We start from the raw sequence: 23,273 nt of genomic DNA on the forward strand, positions 1-23,273 counted from the left end.
TCTATTTTTTAGATGTTAATCGGTGAATGATACCAGATCTGTTGATCCGTTCCGCCTCTCCTTGCCCGGTCAGCTTCTGCTTGAATATATTCGAGCACTGTCGTCAGGCCGGCGGGGAGGGCTGGACCAAGCGCTGCCCACAGCGCGTACCGTTCGGCATCATCCAAGTCTTGATTCGGGATCAGAAGGAGCTCGCCGCTTTCCGCGTCCGGCTCGACAGCGGTGATCCGCCCATCCGTGAACGCCTCGATGCCGAGTGCGACAGCGCTCATGGCCGCTTCGACGTGCCGTTGAGCCTCTATCCCCACCCGCTCTCTCGCGGCCAACAGCTCAGCCCTGAGCCGAGCGACCCTCGCCTCCGCGACATTCAGATCGCGCTTCCCGGCGGCGAGTTCCGCCCACTGATCCGCTAGATTTAGATTGGCCTCGGTCTCCGCATCAGCGCGAGCTTCGTCCACCAGCCGGCCATACCGGGCGGGGTCGAGATACTTCGCCTTATCTTCGTCTCTGCGCACACCGCGACGAAGCGTGCAATCCAGAGTTGTCGCGGCGTGCACCGCCCACGACGTCTGGAGCGCGCCGAAGGCCGTCCGGTCGTCGCGGTGAAGACTGTGGAGTGCTTTCAGCGCCCCGGCCACCGAGACGATCCGCTCGTCGCACCAGCGGTTCAGACGGGCTGCGCGCGTCGGCGCGGCCACTACGTCCACGACAGCCCCGCCCCTTTCATCGAGATCGTAGCGCCACGCGACAACGCACGGCTCGCCCCCGCCGAGCGCGGCTTGCACCCAGGCGACCGCCTGTTCGGCCAGCTGAACGTTCCGGGGATTTTTCGGGTCATGCAATTCACCGGTTTGCTTAACCCACGCCGGGCTGACGCTCACGAGCAGATGGAGCCCGATCGGCGCGCGTCCGTATAGTCGGGCCCCGGTCGCTTTGAGAGAATTTTCGAGCGCCGTCAAAAGATTTAGGGGTTCGTCGGTGTAGGCGGATCCGGCAAGGCTCCACGAGGCGCGCGCCGGGTCTACCCGCTCCTTGCTGGACGGGTCGCACCTCCGACCGTGCAGCGCGATGCGGGCCAGTTCGCAACGGTCGCGGATGCGTTCGGCGCGGATACACGTGAAAAATGCCCCCATGACGGCCCCTCTCTCTCGCTCGTTCGACGAGCCTGGCCGCGTTTGACGAAAATCGCGATGGCGCGTCCGCGGAAGCGGGGGTCGTCCCCTGCCTGCAGAAGATCCTGGCGGCCGGTCCTACCGCTTCATCTTGGGTCCGCTACAAGGCGCCCGACAAAATTTCTTGGCAGGCACTCCTGCAGGTCCAGAATAGGTCGAGGACAGGATAGGTCCAAGACAGGATAGGTCCAGGACAGGATAGGTCCAGGACCCACTAGGGCACCTAGTTGAGTGCTGCGCCCGGGTTCGACCTCCGCGCATTTTTCATTTCCGATTTTCATGGTCCTCAGGATCTATCCTCCCGGTACACCGCGAGGTCTGACAATGTCCGACAGCCATCTCGACGTGAAACGCCGGTTCATCGCGAAAAGCGCGGCGTTGACAGAAATCTCCGAGATACTGCCCCCCCGGGGAGACGGCGCGTGCGCCTCGGTCACCATTCTCGGTGATCCGGTCGGGTACGCCGCAGACCTCTGTGCCCGGATCGATGTAGCCCGAATCGTGACCAAGGCTGGAGTGATAAAAATCCTACCCGCACACATGAAGATCGCAGCCGTAGATGCGGGGCTGGCGGTCGAGCCGCGAACGGGGGCCGTCCTCTCGCCGGCAACGATCCGCGAGACGATCCTGGCACGGTACGGAGCCGCCGCTCGAGCGGCCATACTCCATCGTGACGGTCCGGTCCCGAACTTCGTGGTGATTCTCGAGCCCGAGGATCAGCAGTTTCGTGCGCGCGCGGCCTTCGATCCTCGGTGGCGTCCGGCCTCCGCTGCAACCGAGATGGCCAGGGACGCAACGCAGCAGGATGACGATGATGCAGAGCATGCGCCCCGCGAGAGGCGAGATGCCACCCGGACACATAGCCTTCCCACTGTCACCATCACATTACCCGTCGTGTACGCCGACGACGTTGCTGCGCCGGAGTACACGACGGACGATCACCGAACAGCTGCAGCGGTACACGATGGTAGGCTGGCGGGGTGGAACGCTGCGACCATTCAGAGCCTCGGAGCGGCCCTTTCCTTGCAGTCGAGGAGGCAGATGCCCCCCGCACGGTTGCTCAGCTTCCGGGATTTGCGGTCTGCAATCTTAGATCCAGCGCGAACGGCGCGCGACACTCAGAGATCGCTTATCCTCATCGCGCGGACACGCGCGCGAACGTCGGCGGCTGGGACCAGTCCGGCTGAGTCTGAGACGACGAACGCAAGGTGGCCGTTCGAGAGGAGTTCCGACTGGGCTGAAACCGGGTCCGATACTGTCGAGCCTCGTCGCTATAGCCGGATCGCAAGGCACCTCGCCGTGTCCGGCGACAACCCGGCACGCCCCTCAATTGCCAGACGCACTTGGTCCCGACGACGCTCCGCAACCAAACAGCTAGTCGCGCCCGCCCTCGCCCACAACCTCCAGCACGGTACAGCTCCGGATCGGGCGCCCGTACTCGTCCGTGCCCTCGACCGCGACCCGGTGAGCGCCGGTCACGAGATCGTCCGGGAGCCGCGCCGTCCAGATATGGGTCGAGGGCGTGGCCTTCACCCAGCTCTTCTTCGCCTCCGGGTAGCGCTCGAACAACTCGGCGACGAACGGATCGAGCCGCCGCGTCCGCGCCATCGCCACGGGAGCCCGCTCGCCGATCCGGACGACCAGGCTCGTACGCGGGCCGCCATCGAACACGTTGACCACCAAGCTCGTATCGGCCAGCGCCTCCTGCGGCACGGGCGGCCGCATGCCCTGCACCGGTCGGGTCCAGCGGACCACCTCGGACGCGCCCGCCCGCAGCTCGCTCTCGAACAGGATGCGCATCGTCTCGTCGGGCTGGCCCTGCGCGGCGACGTAGCGGGTCGTGTAGTCGGCGCCGCGGATCGAGAGCACGTGGAAGCCATTCGGTGTGCCGTCGCGGCTGTCGGCCGAGGGGATGCCGGTGCGAGTATCCGGCCCGCTCCACCACGAGCCCGAGACGGCGGTCAGCACGTGGTGATGGTGTCCCTCCGAGAGGTAGTGGTGCTCGGTGGTGTGGGTGTGGCCTGCGAGGCTCAGCACCTTGCGGCCCGCGAGCAGGTCCAGCAGCGCGGCGCGATCGGTGGTCGTGTTGTGCGGATCGTCCGGTGCGGTGTCGGTGTGAAGCGGGATGTGCATGGCCAGCACGATCAGATCGTCCCGCGGGATTTCGGCCAGAAGGTTGCGCAGGAAGGTCAGGCTGCGCTCGCCGATATGGCCGCGGTAGGTGTTGGCGCCCACCGGGACCGGCGGGCCGAGCCACTCGACATTGTCGAGCATCACGAACGACGCCCGCCCGTGCCGGAACGCGTAGGTCGGCGCCCCGAACACCCGCTTCCAGGTCTCGCGGCTGTAGCGGGCATCCGGCGCCTGCACGTTAAGGTCGTGATTGCCGGGCAGGTTGTGCCAGGGCAGTCCGATCCGGCCGACTATGCGGTTGGAACGGCCGTAGAGCGACAGGTCGTCGAACAGCACGTCGCCGGTGGTCAGGCCGAAGGCCGCGGGGATCGTCATGGCCCGGGCGACCGCGGTGTCGCGGACGTGGTCGAGCTCGAACCGGCTCTCGGGCTGCGGATCGGTAAACAGGATGACGTCGAAATCCGCCGGCTCGTCCACGCGGGCCAGGGTGAAGTCGATCGAGGCCGGCAGCGGCCCGGTGGGCGCGAGGCCGCGATAGCGCAGACCCAGCGCGGCGGGCGTGCCGCCGGGCTGGTGGATGTAGGTGTGCCGTGGCAGGTGGTCGGCGTCACGCGGCAGAGCATAGCCCGGCGGCTTGATGACGAAAACGACGCCGTCCCCGGGCATGGGCAGACGGTATCGTCCGTCGCCATCGGTGCGGGCGATCTCCCGCCCGTTGGAGACCAGCACGCCCGGCAGGGGCGTGCGGCCCATGCCCGTTGTCTCTGTCGCATACACGAGGCCGGTCGCTTCCGCGGTTTCCTGCGCTCCGGCACTGCCGGCCGCGAGCCCGAGGGCGGCAGCACCGGCTAGGGTTTCCCGGCGGGTGAGGCGTCCGTCTCCGGAGATGGGGGCATTCGACATGGGCGGCTCCTGCACGGCTTCCTGGGCCATCGTCGACCGAGGCTTCGGGGATCGGCTCCCCTGCCATCACTCCAGCGGCCAAGCAGACGCGCTTGACCGCCGGATGACAGGAGCGGCCCCGACTGCACGAAGCCCGCACCTCGGGTGAGATGCGGGCTTCGGATGCGCCGGTCCAGACGGATCGGCCGGCGGGTCGCCTGCTCCTCGTCGCCGGCCTCGAAGGTCCGCGACATCGGCTCGGCGCTGGCCACCGGGGTCGGCGCGCCGATCGTCGAGGTCACGTTCACGCCGTCGCGCTTGTAGATGTCGTCGCGGAACTACCCGTTGCCGTCCGGGGCCGACCAAGCGGTGATGTAGGTCCAATAGACCGGCACCGGCTGGGCGGCGGAACTGGCGCCAGAGCATCTCGATCGGGTTCAGCCATGGGCTGTCGGTCGGAAGGTACAGCAGAACGAGGCGGCCAGCGGCGCCGCGCAACACGGCTTCGACCTCGTCGTCCTCGTGCGTGCTGGCCTTGTCCCAGGCAATGGACACGGTCTCTGTCGGATGCCTGGCCAGGATCGCTTGAGGCAGTTCGGCAACTTCGCGTCGCCGCTCTTGGCGGCGGGTGGCTATCGCCGTGGGGCGATTCAAGATGGGGCTCTGGGCGGTTGCCGCGCCGAATCCCTTTGCGCCTGCCGTCGGCGCAGGGCGCGGCGCGTGAGAGCACCTGTGCCCCTTGCCGGATCAGGCCCTCAGAACGCGAACCCCGCTTCAGCCGCGAAGGCGTCCAGGACCGGGAGGGAGGCATCGAAGAGCGGGCGCGACCCGAAGGCGTTCCCTGCGCGCACGAACAGCGTCACCTGGGCATTGCGGTGGGGACCCATCACGCAGACGAGTCGGCCGTCGTCTTTCAGCTGGTCCAGCAGGGCCTGCGGTCTCACTTCCACGCGACCGTTGATCAGGATCGCGTCGAAGGGCGCCTGCTTGGGGGCGCCCGCCGCGATCGGACCCTCTACGACCCGGGCGGCGGTCCCGAGCCGGGCGCGCGCGGTCTCGACGAGTTCCGGAACCGATTCGAGCGCCGTCACCTCGGCGCCGAGATGGGCCATGATCGCCGCCCCGTAGCCGGAGCCGCTGGCGACATCGAGGGCCGTGATGCCCGGGCGGATCTTCAGGGCCTGGATCATCCGGGCCAGGACCATAGGTGCCGGCAGGCAGCGGGTTTCGTCACCCGCCTCTCCGAGCCTGAGAGTCTGATCGATATACGCGAAGGGCTCGCGGCCCTTGGGTACGAAGGTCTCCCGCGGCACGGTGTCGAACGCTTCGAGCACCGCCGTGTCATTCACGTCGAATGTCCGCAACTGGCAGTCGACCATCATCCGCCGCGCCTGCGCGTAATCGATCATCGATACGTGTCCCCGAACCGGATCGGAACGCCGCGCCGGCCGGGACCCGGCGCTTGGCCGGAAGCCCCGGCCAAGCCTAAGCTTTCCGGACGGGGGCGTTTTCGGAGATCGGTCGCCAAAACGCAAGGTGACGACGACCGACAACCTCCGTCCGCAATTCTCGCCCCTGCGAGCCGGCGGACCACGGTTCGATCCCCGGCGCCGGCCGGTTCCGCCGGCGGGCTGTGTCACTGGAGGCGAAGCGGGGCACGTCCTTGCTGAGGGTGGTCGTATCGGGCCGAACAGGCGCGGATGGCCGCGCCGCTCGCAGGAGAGATCGGGCCGGCTCATGGAGCGCGACGGCACGGCGTCGCCGCTTCCGTAATCCGGCGCCGCGTTACGCTGGCCCCGCGCTGTTGCCACCGTCCCGAACAAATAGGTCGCGCGCGGCGCCGGATCGTTGAATAATGAGTTCAGAACAAGCGGGTGGCCCGACGCGCCGTCCGCATCGGGAGAGACCATGACGCCAGCCATCAAGCCGTCCCTGTCGCGCGGGCTCGCTGCCGCGCTCGCCTGCCTGGGCCTCGGGGCCATCGGCCCACGAGTGTCCCTCGCCCAGGAGACGCCGGCCTCTGCGGCGCCGCCGCCCACCGTGCAAGTCGATCGCGGATCGGCGCTGTACGGCCGCCCCGAAGGCGGCGCGGCGGCCAAACTCGCGCCTGTCGCAGGACCGCCCCTCGCCACCTCCGCTGCCAAGCTGCCGCTCGACCAGCTGAAGGTTCCTGAGGGCTTCAAGATAGAGGTCTATGCCAGCGGCTTGGCCAATGCCCGCTCGATGACCCAGGCGCCGGACGGCACGCTGTTCGTCGGCACCCGGACCGTGGGCAAGGTCTACGCGGTGCTCCCGAAGGCCGACGCGAATGGCAAACGCGAGGTCAAGACCATCGCATCGGGCCTCCATCGGCCGAACGGCGTCGCGTTCCACGACGGCGCGCTCTACGTCGCCGAACTGTCCAAGATCTGGCGCTACGACGATATCGCGAAGCATCTCGACAGCCCGGAGAAGCCGACCCTCGTCTACGACGACCTGCCCAAGGACGAGGCCCATGGCTGGAAATTCATCGCCATCGGTCCGGACAAAAAGCTCTACGTGCCGGTCGGCTCGCCCGGCAACATCCTGATGCCGCCGGACACCCACGCGCAGATCCGCCGGATCGACCTCGACGGAAAGAACGCCGAGGTCATCGCCCGGGGCGTGCGCAACACGGTCGGCTTCGACTGGAACCCGAAGACCAAGCAGCTCTGGTTCACCGACAACGGCCGCGACTGGGTCTCGGAGGACATCCCGAACGACGAGCTCAACGTGCTCTCGGAGCCGGGCAAGCAGCATTTCGGCTACCCGTTCTGCCATCAGGGCACGTTCACCGATCCGGAATACGGCTGGGGCCATTCCTGCGCGGAATTCACCGCACCGGCCGCCTTGCTCGGACCGCATACGGCCTCGCTCGGCATGCGGTTCTACACCGGCACGCAGTTCCCGGAGGCCTACAGGAATGCGATCTTCATCGCCCAGCATGGCTCCTGGAACCGCACGCACAAACTCGGTGGTGACGTAGCGGTGGCCAAGGCCGGTCCGGACGGGAAGATCACCTCGGTGGAGCCGTTCCTGACCGGGTTTCTGCAGGACAACAAGTATGTCGGGCGCCCGGTCGACGTGCTGGTCGCACAGGATGGATCGCTCCTCGTCTCGGACGACTACAACGGCGCGATCTATCGCGTCAGCTACGGCAAGTGATGCGCCGTCCGTCGCGGACACGCGTGATCCGGGGGCTCGCGCTGACCCTCGGCGCGCTTCTGGCGGGTGCGGCTCTCGCCGCGCCCGATGCTGCGATGCAGGAGCGGATCGCACCCTGCATCGGCTGTCACGGGAAGGGAACCTCGCAGAGCGAGGGCGTCCCCTCGCTCGGCGGCCAGCTCCCGGATTACATCGTCACGCAGCTGTTCCAGTTCCGGGAGAAGCAGCGCGAAGCGCCGCCCATGAACGAGGTCGCCGCGGGGTTCTCCGACGACGATCTGCGCGCCTATGCCGACGCGGTTGCGGCGCTGCCGGCGCCCGCTTCGTCAGGGCCGCCCGCCGACCCCGCCGTCGCGTCGCGGGCGCAGGCACTCGTCGCCAAGCACCAGTGCACCTCCTGCCACGGTCCGGACCTCGCCGGTCGGGACGCGATCCCGCGGATCCGGGCGCAGCGCGAGGAGTACCTCGCCAAGGCGCTCGCCGGCTACAAATCGAACAGCCGGCCCGGCTACGATCCCGCCATGAACGAGGTGGCGCAGGAGCTGAGCGAGGCCGACATCAAGGACTTGGCGGCCTACGTATCGCGGCTCTGAGGATCGTTGGCGGCTTCTCCCATCTTCGCCCACATCCTGAGGTGCGGTCGCGAAGCGGCCGTCGCGAAGAATGGCTCCAGCTGGTCGCGCGCTCCCCGGAGCCCTCCTCGAGGCTCGCTGCCCTCGCACCTCAGGATGACGGGATTGGGTTGGAGTGACCCGCCCGTCAGCCCACCACCCGCAGCGCGTCGCCCTTCGCGAGCGCCCCACCGGCGATCACCTCGGCATAGACGCCGAGGTCGCGGTGGCCGAGCCGCGCGTCGAGAGTCCAGGGGATGTCGCAGTCGCGAATTCCGCTCGCCGGGTCGACATTGGTGGCGGCGCAGCGCACCGTGCGCTTGGTGATCTTGAGCCGCAGGCCGCTCGGCGCCTCGATGACCCGTCCCACCATCTCCAGCTCGGCGAAGGGCGTGAGCCCGTCGACCAGCAGGTTGCCGCGGAAGCGCAGCGGATCGACGGGCGCACCGAGGTAATCCTCCACGGCCGCCACGCTCGCCCGGTTGATCAGCGAGACGTAGCCGGTGGGTGAATCCGTGAACCGGTATTGCGGCGGCGCCGCGAGCACCTTCGGCTCCCCCCGGAGGCTCTCGGGAATGAACCGCCGCATCAGGTCCGCCAGCCCGGCGCGCCCGGCCTCAGTGTCGAGGCGGAAGCCCGCCGGCTCGCCATGGCCCTCCACCGTGAGCGTCGCCGTGGCGTCGTCGTAGCGGGTGCGCAGGCGGGCCAGCGCCTCGTCGCGCATGAGCATCAGGTACTTGGTCTTGGGCTGATGCCGGGGCGCCACGGCGTTGAAGCCCGACGGGCCGTTCTCGATGGCGTAGAGCCGGTCGCCCGGAAAAAAGCCGCTGGTCTCGAGCTCCGCCCGCTCGACGGGTTCGGGGCTCAAGCCCTTCACCGGATAGCGATAGAGGGCGCTGACATGAATCAATGCGGTCATGCGCGGAGCGTGGCCCTGAATTGATCCGTCGCGCAAGAGCTTCGCCGCCCCTTGTGGTGCTCAATTGCAACACCACATCGGGTCTACCGGCGGCCGTCAACGGCGCCGGGGCCCTCGCGCGGCGGAGTGCCGGAGGGCGACGTTTCGGTGGCGCCGCGCCTCTCATCGGGCGGCGGATGCCGGTACGGGAGGGTTGTGCATGAATTTCGAAAAATACACCGAGCGCGCCCGCGGCTTCGTGCAGGCGGCTCAGAACCTCGCGATGCGCGAGGGACATCCCCAGCTCCAGCCGGGGCACCTGCTCAAGGTGCTGCTCGACGATCCGGAGGGCCTCTGCGCCGGCCTGATCGACCGCGCGGGCGGTCAGTCGCGCGTGGCGCTGGCCCAGACGGAGCAGTGGCTCGCCAAGCAGCCCAAGGTCTCCGGCAACGCGGCCGCCCCGCAGGCGACGCGCGAGCTGATGCGCCTGTTCGACACCGCCGAGAAGGCCGCCGAGAAGGCGGGCGATTCCTACGTGACGGTCGAGCGCCTGCTCCTAGCCCTCGCGGTCGAGAAGGATTCCGAAGCCGGCCGCGCACTTCAGGCCGCGGGTGTAACCCCCGCCTCGCTGAACGCCGCCATCAACGCGCTCCGCAAGGGGCGCACCGCCGACAACGCCTCGGCCGAGAACGCCTACGACGCGCTGAAGAAGTATGCCCGCGACCTCACCGAGGCCGCCCGGGACGGCAAGCTCGACCCGGTGATCGGCCGCGACGAGGAGATCCGGCGGACCATCCAGGTCCTGTCCCGGCGCACCAAGAACAATCCGGTGCTCATCGGCGAGCCTGGCGTCGGCAAGACCGCGATCGTCGAGGGTCTGGCGCTGCGCATCGTCAATGGCGACGTGCCGGAGAGCCTTCGGGATAAGAGCCTGCTCGCCCTCGACATGGGCGCGCTGATCGCCGGCGCGAAGTATCGGGGCGAATTCGAGGAGCGGCTGAAGGGCGTCCTCTCCGAGGTCACCGCGGCTGAGGGTGGCATCATCCTGTTCATCGACGAGATGCACACGCTGGTCGGCGCCGGGAAGGCCGACGGGGCCATGGACGCCTCGAACCTCCTGAAGCCCGCGCTTGCCCGGGGTGAGCTGCACTGCGTCGGCGCGACGACGCTGGACGAGTACCGCAAGCACGTCGAGAAGGACGCGGCTCTGGCCCGGCGCTTCCAGCCGGTCTTCGTGTCGGAGCCGACCGTGGAGGACACGGTCTCGATCCTGCGCGGCCTGAAGGAGAAGTACGAGCAGCACCACGGCGTGCGCATCCAGGACTCCGCCCTGGTGGCGGCCGCGACGCTCTCGAACCGCTACATCACCGACCGCTTCCTGCCCGACAAGGCGATCGATTTGGTGGATGAAGCCGGCTCGCGCCTGCGCATGCAGGTTGATTCGAAGCCCGAGGAGCTCGACAACATCGACCGGGAGATCGTCCGGCTGAAGATCGAGGCCGAGGCGCTCAAGAAGGAAACCGACTCCGCATCCCGCGACCGGCTGGTCCGGCTGGAGAAGGAGCTCGGCGACTTGGAGGAGCGCTCGGCGGCGATCACCGCGCGGTGGAAGGCCGAGAAGGACAAGCTCGGCACGGCTGCCGGCCTCAAGAAGAAGCTCGACGAGGCCCGCAACGAGCTGGCCGCGGCGCAGCGCCAGGGCCAGTACCAGCGCGCCGGCGAGCTCGCCTACGGCGTCATCCCGGGCCTGGAGAAGCAGCTCGCCGAGATCGAGGCGAAGGCGGAGAACGGTCGCGACGCGATGATGGAGGAGGCGGTCACGCCCGCCCACGTCGCCGCGGTGGTCTCCCGCTGGACCGGCGTGCCAGTCGACAAGATGCTGGAGGGTGAGCGCGAGAAGCTGCTGGCCATGGAGGAGGCGCTGTCGAAGCGCGTCGTCGGCCAGCGCGAGGCGGTGGAGGCGGTCTCGACCGCGGTTCGGCGCGCCCGCGCCGGACTGCAGGACCCGAACCGGCCGATCGGCTCGTTCATGTTCCTCGGGCCCACGGGCGTCGGCAAGACCGAGCTGACCAAGGCGCTCGCCGGCTTCCTGTTCGACGACGACACGGCGCTCGTGCGCATCGACATGTCCGAGTACATGGAGAAGCACGCGGTCGCCCGCCTCATCGGCGCGCCTCCGGGCTATGTCGGCTACGAGGAGGGCGGCGCCCTCACCGAAGCCGTGCGGCGGCGGCCCTACCAGGTCGTGCTGTTCGACGAGGTCGAGAAGGCGCATCCGGACGTGTTCAACGTCCTTCTGCAGGTGCTCGACGACGGGCGGCTCACGGACGGGCAGGGGCGGACGGTGGACTTCCGCAACACGCTGCTGATCATGACCTCGAATCTCGGGGCCGAGTATCTGGTGAACCAGCCCGCGGGTCAGGACACCGACGCGGTCCGCGACGAGGTGATGGGCGTGGTGCGGAGCCACTTCCGGCCGGAATTCCTGAACCGGGTCGACGAGATCATCCTGTTCCACCGCCTCGCGCGGTCGGAGATGGGGGCAATCGTGGAGATCCAGCTCGGACGCCTGCAGAAGCTGCTGGATGATCGCAAGATCACCCTCGACGTGGACGAGGACGCCAAGAACTGGCTCGCCGACAAGGGCTACGACCCGGCCTACGGGGCGCGGCCACTGAAGCGGGTGATCCAGAAGAACGTCCAGGATCCGCTGGCCGAGCTGGTCCTGTCCGGCAAGATCCACGACGGCGAGACGGTGCCGGTCCGTTTGGGTCCGATGGGCCTGATGATCGGCGACGTCACGGTCGGGGCCGAGCGCCGTCCGGTCAACGCGACCCTGAACTGATCGATCCGACGGACACGCAAAGGGGCGGCGCACCGCGAGGCGGTGCGCCGCCCCTTCCGTTTCGGGTCATCACGACATCACAGGTCAGGCCGACGGCAATGGGGCTTTTCGGTCGCTCGAACCCACCGCCTCATCCTGAGGCGCCGCGACAGCGGGCCTCGAAGAATCCCTCCAGACAGCGCAGTGATAGCCGGAACTGTCCTTCGCGGCGTCCGCTGCGCGAACGCACCTCAGGATAAGGACGCGGGTGGGACGAGCTGGCCGTGATCACGCCCCGGAATGCGCCGCCGAGCCACAGGGGTGGATCGCGGCCGCGAGGTCGGCCGCCTGATCGCGGTCCCGGCACACCAGCCAGAGATCGTCGTGGGCCGACAGTTCCGCATCGAACAGGTCGACGAAGGCGGCCGGCGGATCGCCGAGGTCCGGCCAATGGAACAGGCGGAAGCCGAGCGCCTCGAATAGAGGAAGGATCGGACCCAGGTCCCAGAGCCTGTTGTTGCTCAGGGTCGCGTCGATGCGGCCGGTGGCTAGGAGGGCCGCGTCCGAGATCGCTCCGCCCTCGCTCCAGGGGAACCAGCCCCGCCCGTAATCCAGGGTGTAGCGCTGCGCCGTGACGGAGAGCCAGCCGACATGGCCGGTGCGCCGTGCAGGCCGTTCGAGCCGCCGCAGCGCCTGCGTGCGACGGCCACCCCGTGTCGGCGCCCAGAAGGCCCGGCCCTTGCACGCCGCCAACAGGATCCCCGCGGCCGCCTCCGCGGTTTCGATGCGGGCCGGCCCGGAACGATCCTCGTTCCAGGCGGGCAGGCTCATGACGCAGGCCCGGGGCCAGCCCGACCGACAGGCCGCCACCATCACGCCCCAGCCGGACAGGCCGCCCGCGAAGGGTCGGGTCCCGTCGATCGGGTCGGCCACGAAGGTCCAGGCGTCCCGGGCGAGCATCGCCCCGGCCGCCGCGTGACCCAGGTCTTCCGCCGTTTCCTCCTCGATCAGGTCCGGGCCGAACCGGTCGTGCAGAAGTCGGCTGATGGCCAGGTCGGCTTCCGTGAGCGCTTGGCCGAGGTCGGGCCCCTTGTTGGTCATGTCCAGGCCGAACGCGCGCATCCGGAGCGCGAGCGGCGCCGCCTCCTCGGCGAAGGCGAGCATGCGTGTGAGGACATCCTGCGCGGACGCTTCGGGCGTTACGGACATGCGGAGAACAGATCCGGACGACGCAGCATCAGCGCCTGCACCAGCGCCAGGGTCTTGAGATCGGGCAGCCGGCCGGACCGGGCCGCGTCGGCCAGCTCGGCGAGCGGGACTTCCAGGACCAACACCTGCTCGCCCTCCTCGTGAAGCCCACCGCCGGGACCGATCCGATCGACCTGCCGGTAGGGGGCGAGATAGAGCCAGAGGCGCTCGGAGGAGACGCTGGGCATACTGTAGGCGTGCGCCACGGACTCCAGCCGCTCCAGGCGCACGCCCGTCTCCTCCAGGGCCTCGCGGATCGCGGTCGCCTCGGGCTCGCCGCCGTCGAGGCCACCGGCCGGAGCCTCGTCGAACGCGGCCGGCTCGCCCCAGAAGGCCGGGCCGACCCGTGCCTGCCGCACGAGCAGCGCCACGCGCCGCTCGGGGTCGTAGGGCAGCACGCAGACTGCGCCGCCGTGATCCTCCAGCGCCCGCTCCACCGTGCCGCCGTCCGGCAGCGTCAGCGTAGCGATGCCGAACGTGTTCCAGCCCCGGTGGATCACCCGCAGGGGCAGGGCAGCCGGTGTCTCGGACATCGGCAGATCAGCGCTTGGTGTTGGCGGCGGTCTGGCCGAACATCACCTTCTTGGCGTCCTCGCTCATGGTCTTGCCGTAGTCGGGGTTGACCTCGGGGGCGCGGGCATAGGCAGCCTTGGTGGCGGGCCGCTCGGCGATCGCCGTGAACCAGCGCTTCAGGTTCGGGTGATCGTCGAGGTTCTGGCCCTGCTTCTCCCACGGCACGATCCAGGGATAGCAGGCCATGTCGGCGATGGAGTAGTCCGAGCCGGCGACGAAGGCGCGGTCGGCCAGCCGCCGGTCGAGGACGCCGTAGAGCCGGTTGGTCTCGTTGACGTAGCGCTTGATCGCGTAGTCGATCTTCTCCGGCGCATATTGCGAGAAGTGGTGGTTCTGGCCGAGCATCGGCCCGAGACCGCCCATCTGCCAGAACAGCCATTGCAGCACTTCGGCCCGGCCGCGCAGGTCCGCCGGGATGAAGCGCCCGGTCTTCTCGGCGAGATAGAGCAGGATCGCGCCCGATTCGAACAGCGAGACTGGTGCGCCGCCGCCCGTCGGCTCGTCGTCCACGATCGCCGGCATGCGGTTGTTCGGAGCGATCTTGAGAAAATCCGGGTTGAATTGTTCACCCTTGCCAATATTAACCGGATGTATCCGGTAGGGAAGGCCGGCTTCCTCAAGGAACATCGTGATCTTGTGGCCATTCGGTGTCGGCCAGTAGTAAAGATCGATCATCGGCTGGTGTCCCGCTATGCCCCCGGCGGACGGGAAGTGGGTCGGCGCGACGCTCCGGTCAAGCGCGAATCCCGCCGCGATGCTCCGGCGGGCGACGAGGGCCAGGATTCCCCAGCGCAGCGTCCCGATTCGCTTCACGCTCCACCCCCCGATGGCGGAAAGCGTTGGTGCACGTGCTGGAGACCCGGCCCCCGTCCCGGGCCCATCGTTAGCGTCGGCATATTTGTCTGACAAATGTTGGCGAAGCGGCGGCGTTCCGATGTGGATCCGGCTGGCGGGTGCGCGGCGGGCCCGTGCTGTACGGCCGGTACCGATGCGGCGCGCGCGGCCGTGCCGCCTTGCGGCGGAACGGCGGAAACGCTACGGCATTGTTGCCGTCAGGGCAGTCGGGGTGTGGCGCAGTCTGGTAGCGCACCTGGTTTGGGACCCGCCGGTCCGACACCCTCTAAGCTTCTGCCGCTGTTAGGCTTTTGCCTCTTTCGAAATAGCCTCGTTGGGATTTTCGTCGGGACTTTTTGTCACCGACCCTGTTTTTGCTGCCTTTTCCATCGCGTCAAGCACGTCCTCGTGCATCACGTGCGCGTACTTGGCAGTCGTCGAGATGTCGGCGTGCCGAAGCATCTTCTGCGCGACCTTCAGGTTGCCGCAGGCCCGTAGCACCCGCGTCGCGGCCGTGTGCCGGTTGTCGTGGAACCGATAGCCAGGGACCACGGGCTTCACGTCGCGCCGGAACGCGGTCTTCAGACCCTCGTATGTGATCGGGTAGCGCTGCCCGTGGCGCCGACCGCCGCGCGTGCGCTCAGCCACGTAGGTGAACACGAATTCCTCGTGCTCGCTCTGAAGCGGCCAGAGCAATTCTCGTACAGTTGGCGGCAGCGGAATCGGGGCCAGCTTGTTGCCCTTGCCGAGGATCCAGATCTGACGGCCGCCCCAGTCGACGTCCTTCCATCGGAGGGTCACGCACTCGTTCAGCCGGCAGCCGGTGAGAAGCGCGAACCTAACGATCGCGTGATAGTCCGGACGCAGCGCCTCGAACATGGCCGCCTCTTCGTCGGCCCGCAGCTCGCGGACGCGCTCCTCCGGCTCCTTCATCATGTGCCGCCGCCAGTCGATTGGCGCGACTGGTTCCTGCCAGAGCTTGCCGGCCCGGGCAATGATGCTGCGCAGAACCTCAAGGGTGCGGTTCACGGTTGCGGGGCTGACCGTCTTGCCCTGCCTCGTCGTCTCCTGCCGGCGCGCGGTCTTCAGCCGAATCACGATGCTGTCGTTGATGGTCGCCAGCTTGCGCGTGCTGCTGATTTCCTGCTGCAGCCAAGCGAGGGTTCGCCAGATGTCGTCTTGTGTCGCCGCGAACTGACCGACCTCGTCCCAATAACGCGTCGCCGCGACACCGAACGTCATGGGCTGCCGGCCGAGCGCCGCGGCGGCCTTAAGCTCGTCGGCGGCCTCTTTCCTTTTGGCTTTCTCGAAGAGGTCGGCATCACGCTTCGAGGCGCACTTCGTGGTGCCGTGAAATCGATGACCCTGCAGCCAGAAATCGTAGAGGTAGAACGGTCGACCTGTTGGCTTGTGGGTGGACATTCATGCTTCCTCCGAGCCTCGACGAACGCCGCGAGGTCGTCAGGGTGAAACATCCGGTGTTGGCGCTGCAAGCCGCGGCCGGTCACGATGAAGGGCAGGGCGCCGTCGGATACGAGAGCGCGCAGGGTCCGGGTGCAGATGCCCAGGCGCTCGGCCGCCTGGGCCGGCGTCAGCAGGTGCTCACTCACTGCCCCCTCCCTGCGCCTTCAGCCCAGCGTCGCGCGCTGGGACAAGTCCGCCGTGCTTCCAATCATACCCCGAGCTCATGCCGACCCCGCGATCTCGAGCGCGTCGCCCGCGTCGGAAACAGTCCCGAAAACAAATCCGGGCCTATTACCTTGGCCGTTAGTCTGATTTCGGGCGCTCCGGAGGCGAACAGTGGCCGAAGACCGCAGAAGTGAGCCGCGCGGGCACGCCCTAAAGGAAGGGCGGTTAGCTTTTGGCGATCCGCAAGAATGCTGCGACTGCCTCGTTTGGGATATCGCTAGATCCGGAGCGATGATCGAGGTGGAGCCCGGCACTAACCCTCCGGAAGAATTTCGTTTGATCTCGACGGGACTATCGCTCAACCAGCTCTGCGAGGTGGTCTGGCGCGAGGACCGGAAGATTGGGGTGAAGTTCGTCATCTGAGCGCTGCGGTCACCCATGGCGCACCTCCATCGCAGCGATGTCGAGCGCGTCGGCCGGGGCGGGAGGGAGCTGGTGGTAAAGGCCGTCGTCGAAGGGAGTAGCGAACGGAGGCGCCAAGAAAGGAGTTTTCGATGACGGTGTAGCGTGTGGAGTTTCGCCGTGGATGCCGAAAGCAGCAATGCCGTGGTGGTGGAGCGACTCACGGCCTACCTGATGGGGGAAACCCTCATCGAGTTCGCTGCCGCAGTACAGCGCGGCGGCGCGACCGAAGCGAAGAAGTTCCTCGCCACCCTGGAGCAACGCTTTGCATGGGCGTTGTTCCAGGTCTGGCTGGAAACCGAGGCCGGTCGAACCCGCCCCGATCTCATCGCCGCCATAGCTTTGCGGGTGAGGGAGCTGATCCGCGAGGAAGGCAAATTTGATCCGCGAATGGCGGACGCAGCTTGAGAGCAGGCCCCGCCCTGCCGTTTCACCTCTGTTCGGTGCATCCGGAGCCGGCGCCGCGGTGCTCTGGTCAGCGGTGCTCATAGGCGGGGCTCCGGGAGCTTGCGTAGGTCTCGGAGCGGCCGGACGACCCTGGTGCCGTCCTGGCGTTCGATGAGGACGTTGTGCGGTGCGCGGCGCTGGCCCCAGGCAAATCCGTCGAGTTTGCTGATGGGCGCGGTGGACCCGGCGCCGGTCTTGCCCCAGCGGATCAGGATGCGCACGGGCGAGCCCGCTTCGAGGTAGGTGCGTCCGATCATGGCTTCCCCACTTCCTCGAGGAGAGCCGGCGCGGAGTAGTCGACAGCGACCAAGCGGCTGCCCAACTTCCCCCAGTCGGAAGCTTTGTATTCGAACGGGCATTCCTCCCCGCCCGGCAGGTAATCCCAGTCCGGGAAGGTGTCGTCCTGCCGATGCTTCTCCGCTTCCTCTTCGCTGAGCGGCTTAGCGGCCAGCATCAGGAGGAACAGTCCGTTGGCCCAGCAGGCCAGTACCGGGCAGAGCATCGCCTTCCGCTCCCACGTCGCCTCGGCCCAGATCCGAGCTTCGAAACGGTTGCAGCGCAGCCCGCGATGATGGCGTGCGATCTTCAGCGCATAGCCGCCTATGATGAGGACGAGGCGCGTCGTGCCGGCAGTCTTGAGGATCACGACCGTGCCTTTCATCCAAACAGATCCCCCTTCGCGCGCTCGGCATCGGCCTCCGCACGGAGCTTGCGCGCGATCGCCTGCACGAGCGCGGTCTGGCCGTCGGCCAGTTGCTGGGTCATGCGGCCAGCCTCAATCCATCCTGGGTACGCGCGCTGCCGTTGGCGGACCTCGCGCTCGGCGCAGTCGGCGAGGTCGGCGGCGGTGAAGGTCTGGTCAGCCACGGGCAGCCTCCCGTCGCGAAGGCAGTTGTTTTGCGTAGCTCAAATGGACGCAAGCAATTCGCTCTTTGCCGTAGGCAATACCCCGCCGCGACCGCCCTAGAGCGAGAGGAGTGTGGCATGCGGAGACTGGTCGATGTCGGACGAGGTCGCGGACGGCGATGAACCCGACAGCGACCCGTATTCCGATCCTGCGCAAGAGGCGAATGGGATCGCCTTCCTCCTCGTCAGCGCAGCCTATCTGATGCTTGCGGACGCCCATTTGGGTCGCGAGGGTCCGGCCGGCCTCGCTGTGATGGATGAGATCGAAAACCGGATCGAGGAAGCGCTGGAGAGCTTTATTGCCGAGCACTCCTTCGCGGACGCGCCCCCCGACATCGTGCTGTGTGCGGCTGAAAAGCTGCGGGCTTTGTTTGAAGCAGCGCGCTCGATAGCACCGCGCAACGTTCAATAACGCCGATCGTGCGTGGTCGCACTCCGCTGCGGCGTCGGCGCCCTCGCGCGTGATGGTGCTGGACTTGGCCATGCCCCTACTCCGCGGCGAAAAGGGTGATTGTGACCGCTTGACCGGCGGACGGAGCGGCGCGATGCAGATGCTCATAGATTGGACGAGCTTCATGCCGCTGGAGAGCTACCAGGCGGGCCAGCCGGTCATCGACCAGGAGACCCTCGCGCACGTGCGCTTTGGGATGGTGACTGACCGCTTTGGGATGGTGACCGACGGCAAGGTCATCCCGTGCCGCGTCTCGATCGACGGGCTGCGCGACATCTTCCACCCGGGCGCTGGCGCATTCGACCCACTCGACCTCTTCCTGAAAAATCGGACCGAGATCGAAGAGGCTGCGAGCTTGAAGTACGATCTCGATGGGGCGCCCGGAGACGTCGTTGAGCTGGACGACACGGATTTCGGCTGAGAACGCGGCCGGGCTCTGAGCAGCGCCTCCAGACCAGACGTGGCCGGGCCAATCGCAGCGCCCTAAGTCCGGGGGACATCCCACGAGAGAGCGGACATGGCCTTCACCGACACGAACGAATCCGGCAGCGAACCGTGCGGCGACATGGCGATGGTCAACAGCCTCATCGCACGCAAAGAAGCCGGCGAGCCGGTCGACGGGGACATCCTGGCGCTCCTGACCGATATGGAGAGGGTCGGCCTGACCGATACGGAGGCCTACGTGGCGCTTGATGCCTACCGTCCAGGACCGGCGGTCGGTGCGTCCGGCGGGGTGGACGACGAGGTGCCCGGCGGCGCGGATGAGGTCGCGCCTCCACCGCGCATGTAGGCGGGCCCCATGGCATAGAGGGCGCGACTGATCTGAGCGCATCGCCCTACTCCGCCGCAATTGGTGCGGGCTCGGCGGCGAGGCGGTATCGGTAAGAAGCGCGCTCATACTCCGCACGTCGCCGCGCATCACGCCGCTGAAGTCGACCGCCTCGGCGTCCTCGCTCCAACAGTCCGGCTCGAAGCAGCCGTCGTAGCCGCAGCGGTCGGTCTCGCCGGATGCGCAGCAATGGTTGAGGCAGGCCATGCACATGGTCAGGCGGCCTCCTCGGTGGCCGGCGCGAAGCCGGGGAAGTCGTCGTCCAGGGGTGGGCCGTCGTCGCGCGTGTCGGCTTCGTCCATCAGCCGGTCGAGCTCACCCTCGATCTCCCGGAGCGCCTGAACCTGTTGCGGTTTGAGGCGATCGTGCCACGCCTCAAAAGTGTCCCGGCCGGCCTTCGCCTTCTCGCGCGCCACGCCAAGCAGCGTCGGCTTGGGGGGCGCAGACTTATCCGCCCCCTGATCGCGCCCCTCAGGCAGCGGCTTGACCGTGAAAGGCTTGCGGCTCGCCCGGGTGACCGTGAGCGGCATCGTGACGGCTTGGGTGATGTGGGAGACGTGGCTAATCCGGATCCCGCCGACCGCCGCGCCGCCGAACTGGACGGCATCGTCGCGGTAGAGCGTCATCCGCCGGCCGGCGTAGGCGGCGCCGTCGATGCCCCACACGCGCACGAGCACGCGGCGCATAGACTTGCACGGCTTGTAGGGCTTGCCACCGTCGCCCTCGAAGTAGACCGCGATCGGCTGGTCAGGCTCCTTCATCGCGGACACCCGCGTGACCTTGATGGTGCGCGGGCCGCCGATCAGGTCGTCCGCGTTGAGCTGATCGCTTTTGGGCGCGATGGTCTGCGAAAGGTCCGTCACAGCTGGATCTCCCGGGGAATACGCTTGGTCGGGATGGCGCGGGAGGTCGCGACAGCGGCGCGGTAGCGGTCCATCGCCTCCCGGATGCGCCGCTCGAAGTCGCCGGCCGCCTCGACGATTGCCCTCTGGACAGTCTCGTCCGGGTAGGCGCGGATCACGGCCAGCGGCAGCCCGCCGGAATAAGAGACGAGGTCACACCACCGTCGCTCGGAGACGAGGAGGCCGGTCTGGATCTGGAGCAGGTAATCGCTCGGGATCGTGCCCTCGATGACGTGCACCAGGAAGGTCTCGACCTGGTACTTCTGCCGGCGCGACTTGCACTCGACGAGCCCGTCGCGACCGACGAGCGCGTCCGGCGAGTAGCCGAGCGTGAAGCCCCAGCGGTCGTTGGTGATGAATCCGACGTGCTCGGTGGGCGTGTAGTGCTTGGCGTAGAGCGCGAGGGCCTCGACCTCGTCATCCTGGCCGCGGAGCATGTCGTCGCTGACGAAGCGGGGCTCGACAAAGCCGGTGATCCGCTGGGCGAGCAGCTCGTAGAGGTGCGAGCGCTCCTTCTCGTTCTTGGCCGCCTTGAAGGTCGGCGTGAGGATCAGTGACATCTCACTGGCGGTCAGCATCCCGCAGCGGGCCGCGATCCACTCGTCCGTGCCCTGGTAGAGATCGGCGTGGAGGCGCACCGTGGACGGGCGCTCGATGGTGTCGGGGGCGAGCAGGGCCATCGCGCTTACTCCGCCGCCTGCTGCCCGGCCTGCGCGGCGAACCGCGCGCTCTCGGTCCGCACCGCCGCGATGTGCGCGGGGTCGAGCTGGTCCTCGAGGGCCGGGAATCCGCAGAGCCGGTTCAGCGCCAGCGCGGTGATCTCGGCCGCGTCGCAACGGGTGGCGGCGCCCGGGATGTCGGGACAGATGATCTCGACGATGTGGTCGGCGCGGTCGACGATGGCGCCCGGATTGGAGTAGCTCGCCCGGTACGGCCCGGGCTTGCCAAGGAGCGCCATGCGGCGCGCGAAGTTGTTGGCGATCTGCATGGTCAGACCCGTCGTAAGAAGGCGCGGGCCATGACGACCTCGGCCTCGGAGAAGGGCGGGAAGGTCACCGATCAGAACTCCGGCTGGAGGTCGGCGAGGATGGAGGCGCGCTCCTTCGCGTCCGGCTCGGTTCGATGCAGGTGAAGCTCGGTGACCGCCTTCGGCAGGACGGCCAGGAAGGCGCGGGCGGTTGCCGCGTCCGGGCACAGCGCGACGCGCACGGGCTGCGCGAGGCCGTTCGAGTTACCGCTGCCGTCGCGGCGGACGGCAATCACCACCGCATCGACCAAGTCGTCAGCCTCGATGTCCCGCGGCAGGTAGATGCCGGCGACGTAGATGCGCTTCGAGTGGCCGCGCCACTTGGTCAGAGAGAGTGGCAAGCAACCGACGCGCGCGCCGCCAAGCAGCAGCTCCTCGCGCGGAAGGGACTGAGCGGCCGACATCACGCAGCCTCCAGGAAGCGCTGGGCCTCGAAGTCGGCGAGCGAAGCCACCTCGTCGGCGTCCTCGGCCTGGCGCTCCTCGATCCAGTGGCGAGCAGCGGCGCGGCAGTCGAAGCCCTCGGCCTCCATCCCGCGAGCGCTACGGACGGCCAGGTAGCCGTCGAGCGGGACGATCCAGTAGTCGGCGGCGGAGCAGGCCATCAGCGTGCCTCCTCGGCAGAGAGGCAGCGGCCAGTCCGGGCGAAGTGCGCGCCGGCGGCGAGGTGCGCCGCTGCTGCCTCGTCAGCTGTCAGCTCGCGCGCCGAAGCGCCGGGACGCGGAAATAGGTCAGGTCGGAGGTCGTGCTTGGCGACCCCGGATGCCGCCGCGACGCCATCGACGTGCTGCGCTGGGCAGAACGTCCAGGCCGGAATCGCGGTGATCCGGATGCCAAGGCGTGGGGCGAGCCGAGCAGCGCCGCCGGCGGAAGCGATGGCGCGATGCAGGGCTGCCGAGGCGCGCATGGCCTGGGCGGTCGAGGCAAAGCGAGGGCGAGGACGAGCGGCCATCAGCGCGCACCCCGCGAGGCGGCGCGAACAGCCCACGCGTGCTCGAGCAGATCTGCAGCGAACCAGGGTCCGAGGCCGACGGTCAGGATGCCGAGCGAGGCGTAGGCGACCAGCTCAGCGCAGCCGGCGGTCGAGAGGTAGAGGTCGACGGCGTTGAGCACGGGGCGCTCCATCGCGGCGGTAGCGATGGGCGCATACTACGCATCGTGCGTAGCTATTGTCAACGCATATTGCGTAGCCACGGCAATTGGTGGTCTACGGCTTCGCGAAATGCGTTGTCCACACCCCCACACAGCCCAACCCACGGTGGAGTCGTGTGATTTTCGAAACCGGCGGTGAGGCGTAGATTCGTTCTTGTTATGTTCTATTTTTCGGACGACGCTTTGGTCATCGGAGCGCTAACAAGGTAAGCGATGGCTCACATGCAGTATCACGCTGTACAGCCGTTCATGCGCGGAGGACGCGGCACGTTATCCGCGGGTCCAATCAGGCAGTGTCCAAGCGCAGAAGCGGCAAAGCGCTTGGCTGAACGTCTCGTCTGCGAAAATAAAGCGGTTGGCGCGCTCGCATATTCCCGACCAGGGCCTAGCAGTGCCGATGAATACGCGGAACCTACATTCCTGGCGCGGATCGGCGAGGTGCCGGATACGGACGATTATTAGCGCGGCTTGATCCACGCCACCTTGGCGGACCACTCGATCTCATCGACCTCCATCGGCGGCAATCCTCCTGTCGAGACAAGGAGATACGATCTGCCGTCGCGGCCCCGGTAGACCTTTTTCACGTAGACTCGGTCTTCGGATACCCAGACGACGCAGAGCTGGCCGATCCACTCATCGGGCAGCCCTCTGACACGCTCGTCGTAGTAGATCAGCCAGTCGTCCTCGGCGAGGCCTGGCATCGAGTCCCCTCTCACGCGGGCTGCGACCGTGTTGGGAGAGGAGCCGGGCGGCCGCGGCGCTCGATCATATCCACCCTGCGGCTCGCCGCTGAAGATGATCTGCGCACCAGCGCCGACATCGCCCACGATTGGCACCGTGTCATCCTTTGGGGCGTCCAAACGGGGGCCGCCTTCCAGGATCCACTCCCAGCGCGTCTTGAAGGCGGTAGCATACCGCTTCGCTGTCTCGCGACTTGGGTTCCGATCGCCGTTCTCATGGCCCAGATAGGTCGGGACAGCCCAGCCGAAAGCTCTCGCAGCCTCGGTTGCCGTGGTGAACCCAGCCTTCTTGCGCAGATACTGCAGGCGCTCAGCGATCGAATCCATGTTCGGCGCTTCGCATATTGCATTACGCATCGTGCGTTGACATC

27 protein-coding genes and 3 pseudogenes are annotated in these 23,273 nt (G+C 67.6%); 8 read left to right on the forward strand and 22 right to left on the reverse strand.

From position 1 onward, the window contains the following. Nucleotides 1-8: 8 nt before the first annotated feature. From ACYCO6_RS00340 to ACYCO6_RS00360, 5 genes and pseudogenes are all read right to left on the reverse strand, one after another. Nucleotides 9-1,133: a hypothetical protein gene (locus ACYCO6_RS00340; RefSeq protein WP_459768375.1), complete on the reverse strand. Its 1,125-nt coding sequence runs from the start codon at nucleotides 1,131-1,133 to the stop codon at nucleotides 9-11. Between the two features lie 1,413 nt (nucleotides 1,134-2,546). Further along, nucleotides 2,547-4,208, reverse strand: a complete 1,662-nt coding sequence (locus ACYCO6_RS00345) for a calcineurin-like phosphoesterase C-terminal domain-containing protein (RefSeq protein WP_459768376.1) — start codon at nucleotides 4,206-4,208, stop codon at nucleotides 2,547-2,549. A gap of 200 nt (nucleotides 4,209-4,408) precedes the next feature. Then, nucleotides 4,409-4,600, reverse strand: a pseudogene (locus ACYCO6_RS00350) (L,D-transpeptidase family protein); the annotation flags it as partial. 49 nt (nucleotides 4,601-4,649) lie between these two features. Further along, nucleotides 4,650-4,742, reverse strand: a pseudogene (locus ACYCO6_RS00355) (hypothetical protein); the annotation flags it as partial. A 200-nt stretch (nucleotides 4,743-4,942) separates the two neighbouring features. Beyond that, nucleotides 4,943-5,596, reverse strand: coding sequence for a protein-L-isoaspartate O-methyltransferase family protein (locus tag ACYCO6_RS00360; RefSeq protein ID WP_459768377.1), 654 nt, complete (start codon nucleotides 5,594-5,596; stop codon nucleotides 4,943-4,945). Between the two features lie 499 nt (nucleotides 5,597-6,095). Here ACYCO6_RS00360 and ACYCO6_RS00365 point away from each other — a divergent pair, with 499 nt between their 5' ends. Beyond that, a complete protein-coding gene (locus ACYCO6_RS00365) occupies nucleotides 6,096-7,370 on the forward strand; it encodes a PQQ-dependent sugar dehydrogenase (protein WP_459768378.1) in 1,275 nt (424 codons plus the stop codon). Next, nucleotides 7,370-7,963, forward strand: a complete 594-nt coding sequence (locus ACYCO6_RS00370) for a c-type cytochrome (protein WP_459768379.1) — start codon at nucleotides 7,370-7,372, stop codon at nucleotides 7,961-7,963. The genes ACYCO6_RS00365 and ACYCO6_RS00370 overlap by 1 nt, the downstream gene beginning before the upstream one ends. Nucleotides 7,964-8,129: 166 nt before the next feature. Here ACYCO6_RS00370 and ACYCO6_RS00375 read toward each other — a convergent pair whose 3' ends face one another. After that, nucleotides 8,130-8,900, reverse strand: a complete 771-nt coding sequence (locus ACYCO6_RS00375; RefSeq protein ID WP_459768380.1) for an MOSC domain-containing protein — start codon at nucleotides 8,898-8,900, stop codon at nucleotides 8,130-8,132. A gap of 199 nt (nucleotides 8,901-9,099) precedes the next feature. On the opposite strand from ACYCO6_RS00375, the gene clpB reads away from it, so the two are divergent. Next, the gene (gene clpB / locus ACYCO6_RS00380) at nucleotides 9,100-11,724 is read left to right on the forward strand and encodes an ATP-dependent chaperone ClpB (protein WP_459768381.1); all 2,625 of its coding nucleotides are present in this window, start codon (nucleotides 9,100-9,102) and stop codon (nucleotides 11,722-11,724) included. Nucleotides 11,725-11,991: 267 nt separating this feature from the next. Here clpB and ACYCO6_RS00385 read toward each other — a convergent pair whose 3' ends face one another. The 5 genes and pseudogenes from ACYCO6_RS00385 to ACYCO6_RS00405 form a co-directional block, all read right to left on the reverse strand. Beyond that, complete coding sequence (locus ACYCO6_RS00385; protein WP_459768382.1) at nucleotides 11,992-12,912, reverse strand: inositol monophosphatase family protein; 921 nt, start codon at nucleotides 12,910-12,912, stop codon at nucleotides 11,992-11,994. Beyond that, nucleotides 12,903-13,484, reverse strand: coding sequence for an NUDIX domain-containing protein (locus ACYCO6_RS00390; RefSeq protein ID WP_459768383.1), 582 nt, complete (start codon nucleotides 13,482-13,484; stop codon nucleotides 12,903-12,905). The genes ACYCO6_RS00385 and ACYCO6_RS00390 overlap by 10 nt, the downstream gene beginning before the upstream one ends. A 7-nt stretch (nucleotides 13,485-13,491) precedes the next feature. After that, the gene (locus ACYCO6_RS00395; protein WP_459773385.1) at nucleotides 13,492-14,199 is read right to left on the reverse strand and encodes a glutathione S-transferase N-terminal domain-containing protein; all 708 of its coding nucleotides are present in this window, start codon (nucleotides 14,197-14,199) and stop codon (nucleotides 13,492-13,494) included. A gap of 462 nt (nucleotides 14,200-14,661) precedes the next feature. After that, nucleotides 14,662-15,780: a tyrosine-type recombinase/integrase gene (locus ACYCO6_RS00400; protein ID WP_459768384.1), complete on the reverse strand. Its 1,119-nt coding sequence runs from the start codon at nucleotides 15,778-15,780 to the stop codon at nucleotides 14,662-14,664. Between the two features lie 20 nt (nucleotides 15,781-15,800). Then, a pseudogene (locus ACYCO6_RS00405) lies at nucleotides 15,801-15,968 on the reverse strand (helix-turn-helix domain-containing protein); the annotation flags it as partial. Between the two features lie 190 nt (nucleotides 15,969-16,158). On the opposite strand from ACYCO6_RS00405, the gene ACYCO6_RS00410 reads away from it, so the two are divergent. Next, a complete protein-coding gene (locus ACYCO6_RS00410; protein WP_459768385.1) occupies nucleotides 16,159-16,410 on the forward strand; it encodes a PilZ domain-containing protein in 252 nt (83 codons plus the stop codon). A 159-nt stretch (nucleotides 16,411-16,569) separates the two neighbouring features. Beyond that, nucleotides 16,570-16,857: a hypothetical protein gene (locus ACYCO6_RS00415; protein ID WP_459768386.1), complete on the forward strand. Its 288-nt coding sequence runs from the start codon at nucleotides 16,570-16,572 to the stop codon at nucleotides 16,855-16,857. A 77-nt stretch (nucleotides 16,858-16,934) separates the two neighbouring features. Here the strand turns inward: ACYCO6_RS00415 and ACYCO6_RS00420 are convergent, their stop codons facing one another. Genes ACYCO6_RS00420 through ACYCO6_RS00430 form a run of 3 tightly spaced genes read right to left on the reverse strand, consistent with a single transcriptional unit; the run spans nucleotide 16,935 to nucleotide 17,763 of the window. Then, the gene (locus tag ACYCO6_RS00420; RefSeq protein WP_459768387.1) at nucleotides 16,935-17,153 is read right to left on the reverse strand and encodes a hypothetical protein; all 219 of its coding nucleotides are present in this window, start codon (nucleotides 17,151-17,153) and stop codon (nucleotides 16,935-16,937) included. After that, nucleotides 17,150-17,557, reverse strand: a complete 408-nt coding sequence (locus tag ACYCO6_RS00425) for a hypothetical protein (protein ID WP_459768388.1) — start codon at nucleotides 17,555-17,557, stop codon at nucleotides 17,150-17,152. Before ACYCO6_RS00425 ends, ACYCO6_RS00420 begins: the two co-directional genes overlap by 4 nt. After that, nucleotides 17,554-17,763, reverse strand: coding sequence for a hypothetical protein (locus tag ACYCO6_RS00430; RefSeq protein ID WP_459768389.1), 210 nt, complete (start codon nucleotides 17,761-17,763; stop codon nucleotides 17,554-17,556). The genes ACYCO6_RS00425 and ACYCO6_RS00430 overlap by 4 nt, the downstream gene beginning before the upstream one ends. A gap of 133 nt (nucleotides 17,764-17,896) precedes the next feature. Between ACYCO6_RS00430 and ACYCO6_RS00435 the strand changes: the two genes are divergently transcribed. From ACYCO6_RS00435 to ACYCO6_RS00445, 3 genes are all read left to right on the forward strand, one after another. Further along, nucleotides 17,897-18,214, forward strand: coding sequence for a hypothetical protein (locus ACYCO6_RS00435; RefSeq protein WP_459768390.1), 318 nt, complete (start codon nucleotides 17,897-17,899; stop codon nucleotides 18,212-18,214). Nucleotides 18,215-18,266: 52 nt separating this feature from the next. Next, nucleotides 18,267-18,674 carry a DUF1488 family protein gene (locus ACYCO6_RS00440; protein ID WP_459773387.1) on the forward strand — a complete coding sequence of 136 codons (408 nt, stop codon included), beginning with the start codon at nucleotides 18,267-18,269 and terminating at the stop codon, nucleotides 18,672-18,674. Nucleotides 18,675-18,770: 96 nt separating this feature from the next. Then, nucleotides 18,771-19,043: a hypothetical protein gene (locus tag ACYCO6_RS00445; protein WP_459768391.1), complete on the forward strand. Its 273-nt coding sequence runs from the start codon at nucleotides 18,771-18,773 to the stop codon at nucleotides 19,041-19,043. 254 nt (nucleotides 19,044-19,297) lie between these two features. On the opposite strand, the gene ACYCO6_RS00450 is transcribed toward ACYCO6_RS00445, so the two are convergent. From ACYCO6_RS00450 to ACYCO6_RS00485, 8 genes are all read right to left on the reverse strand, one after another. Next, nucleotides 19,298-19,945 (reverse strand): hypothetical protein, encoded by a 648-nt coding sequence (locus ACYCO6_RS00450; RefSeq protein ID WP_459768392.1) that lies wholly within the window; start codon nucleotides 19,943-19,945, stop codon nucleotides 19,298-19,300. After that, nucleotides 19,942-20,664, reverse strand: coding sequence for a lambda exonuclease family protein (locus tag ACYCO6_RS00455; protein ID WP_459768393.1), 723 nt, complete (start codon nucleotides 20,662-20,664; stop codon nucleotides 19,942-19,944). The genes ACYCO6_RS00450 and ACYCO6_RS00455 overlap by 4 nt, the downstream gene beginning before the upstream one ends. Before the next feature lie 5 nt (nucleotides 20,665-20,669). Further along, the gene (locus tag ACYCO6_RS00460) at nucleotides 20,670-20,972 is read right to left on the reverse strand and encodes a hypothetical protein (protein WP_459768394.1); all 303 of its coding nucleotides are present in this window, start codon (nucleotides 20,970-20,972) and stop codon (nucleotides 20,670-20,672) included. Between the two features lie 71 nt (nucleotides 20,973-21,043). After that, complete coding sequence (locus ACYCO6_RS00465; RefSeq protein ID WP_459768395.1) at nucleotides 21,044-21,415, reverse strand: hypothetical protein; 372 nt, start codon at nucleotides 21,413-21,415, stop codon at nucleotides 21,044-21,046. Further along, nucleotides 21,415-21,615, reverse strand: a complete 201-nt coding sequence (locus ACYCO6_RS00470) for a hypothetical protein (protein WP_459768396.1) — start codon at nucleotides 21,613-21,615, stop codon at nucleotides 21,415-21,417. The genes ACYCO6_RS00465 and ACYCO6_RS00470 overlap by 1 nt, the downstream gene beginning before the upstream one ends. Continuing rightward, nucleotides 21,615-21,962, reverse strand: coding sequence for a YdaS family helix-turn-helix protein (locus ACYCO6_RS00475; protein ID WP_459768397.1), 348 nt, complete (start codon nucleotides 21,960-21,962; stop codon nucleotides 21,615-21,617). Before ACYCO6_RS00475 ends, ACYCO6_RS00470 begins: the two co-directional genes overlap by 1 nt. Then, nucleotides 21,962-22,123 (reverse strand): hypothetical protein, encoded by a 162-nt coding sequence (locus tag ACYCO6_RS00480; RefSeq protein ID WP_459768398.1) that lies wholly within the window; start codon nucleotides 22,121-22,123, stop codon nucleotides 21,962-21,964. Before ACYCO6_RS00480 ends, ACYCO6_RS00475 begins: the two co-directional genes overlap by 1 nt. A gap of 497 nt (nucleotides 22,124-22,620) precedes the next feature. Then, complete coding sequence (locus tag ACYCO6_RS00485; RefSeq protein ID WP_459768399.1) at nucleotides 22,621-23,229, reverse strand: S24 family peptidase; 609 nt, start codon at nucleotides 23,227-23,229, stop codon at nucleotides 22,621-22,623. Nucleotides 23,230-23,273: the final 44 nt, after the last annotated feature.

It is taken from the genome of Methylobacterium sp. CM6257 (assembly GCF_054611515.1).

What these genes read in the sequence shown, in the direction of transcription:
- ACYCO6_RS00475 (WP_459768397.1), bottom strand. Translation starts at nt 21,962, where the DNA reads ATGGCCGCTCGTCCTCGCCCTCGCTTTGCCTCGACCGCCCAGGCCATG.
- ACYCO6_RS00460 (WP_459768394.1), bottom strand. Translation starts at nt 20,972, where the DNA reads ATGCAGATCGCCAACAACTTCGCGCGCCGCATGGCGCTCCTTGGCAAG.
- ACYCO6_RS00370 (WP_459768379.1), top strand. Translation starts at nt 7,370, where the DNA reads ATGCGCCGTCCGTCGCGGACACGCGTGATCCGGGGGCTCGCGCTGACC.
- ACYCO6_RS00465 (WP_459768395.1), bottom strand. Translation starts at nt 21,415, where the DNA reads ATGTCGGCCGCTCAGTCCCTTCCGCGCGAGGAGCTGCTGCTTGGCGGC.
- ACYCO6_RS00360 (WP_459768377.1), bottom strand. Translation starts at nt 5,596, where the DNA reads ATGATCGATTACGCGCAGGCGCGGCGGATGATGGTCGACTGCCAGTTG.
- ACYCO6_RS00445 (WP_459768391.1), top strand. Translation starts at nt 18,771, where the DNA reads ATGGCCTTCACCGACACGAACGAATCCGGCAGCGAACCGTGCGGCGAC.
- ACYCO6_RS00440 (WP_459773387.1), top strand. Translation starts at nt 18,267, where the DNA reads ATGGTGCTGGACTTGGCCATGCCCCTACTCCGCGGCGAAAAGGGTGAT.
- ACYCO6_RS00455 (WP_459768393.1), bottom strand. Translation starts at nt 20,664, where the DNA reads ATGGCCCTGCTCGCCCCCGACACCATCGAGCGCCCGTCCACGGTGCGC.
- ACYCO6_RS00390 (WP_459768383.1), bottom strand. Translation starts at nt 13,484, where the DNA reads ATGTCCGAGACACCGGCTGCCCTGCCCCTGCGGGTGATCCACCGGGGC.
- ACYCO6_RS00435 (WP_459768390.1), top strand. Translation starts at nt 17,897, where the DNA reads ATGTCGGACGAGGTCGCGGACGGCGATGAACCCGACAGCGACCCGTAT.
- clpB (WP_459768381.1), top strand. Translation starts at nt 9,100, where the DNA reads ATGAATTTCGAAAAATACACCGAGCGCGCCCGCGGCTTCGTGCAGGCG.
- ACYCO6_RS00420 (WP_459768387.1), bottom strand. Translation starts at nt 17,153, where the DNA reads ATGATCGGACGCACCTACCTCGAAGCGGGCTCGCCCGTGCGCATCCTG.
- ACYCO6_RS00395 (WP_459773385.1), bottom strand. Translation starts at nt 14,199, where the DNA reads ATGATCGATCTTTACTACTGGCCGACACCGAATGGCCACAAGATCACG.
- ACYCO6_RS00365 (WP_459768378.1), top strand. Translation starts at nt 6,096, where the DNA reads ATGACGCCAGCCATCAAGCCGTCCCTGTCGCGCGGGCTCGCTGCCGCG.
- ACYCO6_RS00485 (WP_459768399.1), bottom strand. Translation starts at nt 23,229, where the DNA reads ATGGATTCGATCGCTGAGCGCCTGCAGTATCTGCGCAAGAAGGCTGGG.
- ACYCO6_RS00470 (WP_459768396.1), bottom strand. Translation starts at nt 21,615, where the DNA reads ATGGCCTGCTCCGCCGCCGACTACTGGATCGTCCCGCTCGACGGCTAC.
- ACYCO6_RS00385 (WP_459768382.1), bottom strand. Translation starts at nt 12,912, where the DNA reads ATGTCCGTAACGCCCGAAGCGTCCGCGCAGGATGTCCTCACACGCATG.
- ACYCO6_RS00340 (WP_459768375.1), bottom strand. Translation starts at nt 1,133, where the DNA reads ATGGGGGCATTTTTCACGTGTATCCGCGCCGAACGCATCCGCGACCGT.
- ACYCO6_RS00425 (WP_459768388.1), bottom strand. Translation starts at nt 17,557, where the DNA reads ATGAAAGGCACGGTCGTGATCCTCAAGACTGCCGGCACGACGCGCCTC.
- ACYCO6_RS00345 (WP_459768376.1), bottom strand. Translation starts at nt 4,208, where the DNA reads ATGTCGAATGCCCCCATCTCCGGAGACGGACGCCTCACCCGCCGGGAA.
- ACYCO6_RS00400 (WP_459768384.1), bottom strand. Translation starts at nt 15,780, where the DNA reads ATGTCCACCCACAAGCCAACAGGTCGACCGTTCTACCTCTACGATTTC.
- ACYCO6_RS00375 (WP_459768380.1), bottom strand. Translation starts at nt 8,900, where the DNA reads ATGACCGCATTGATTCATGTCAGCGCCCTCTATCGCTATCCGGTGAAG.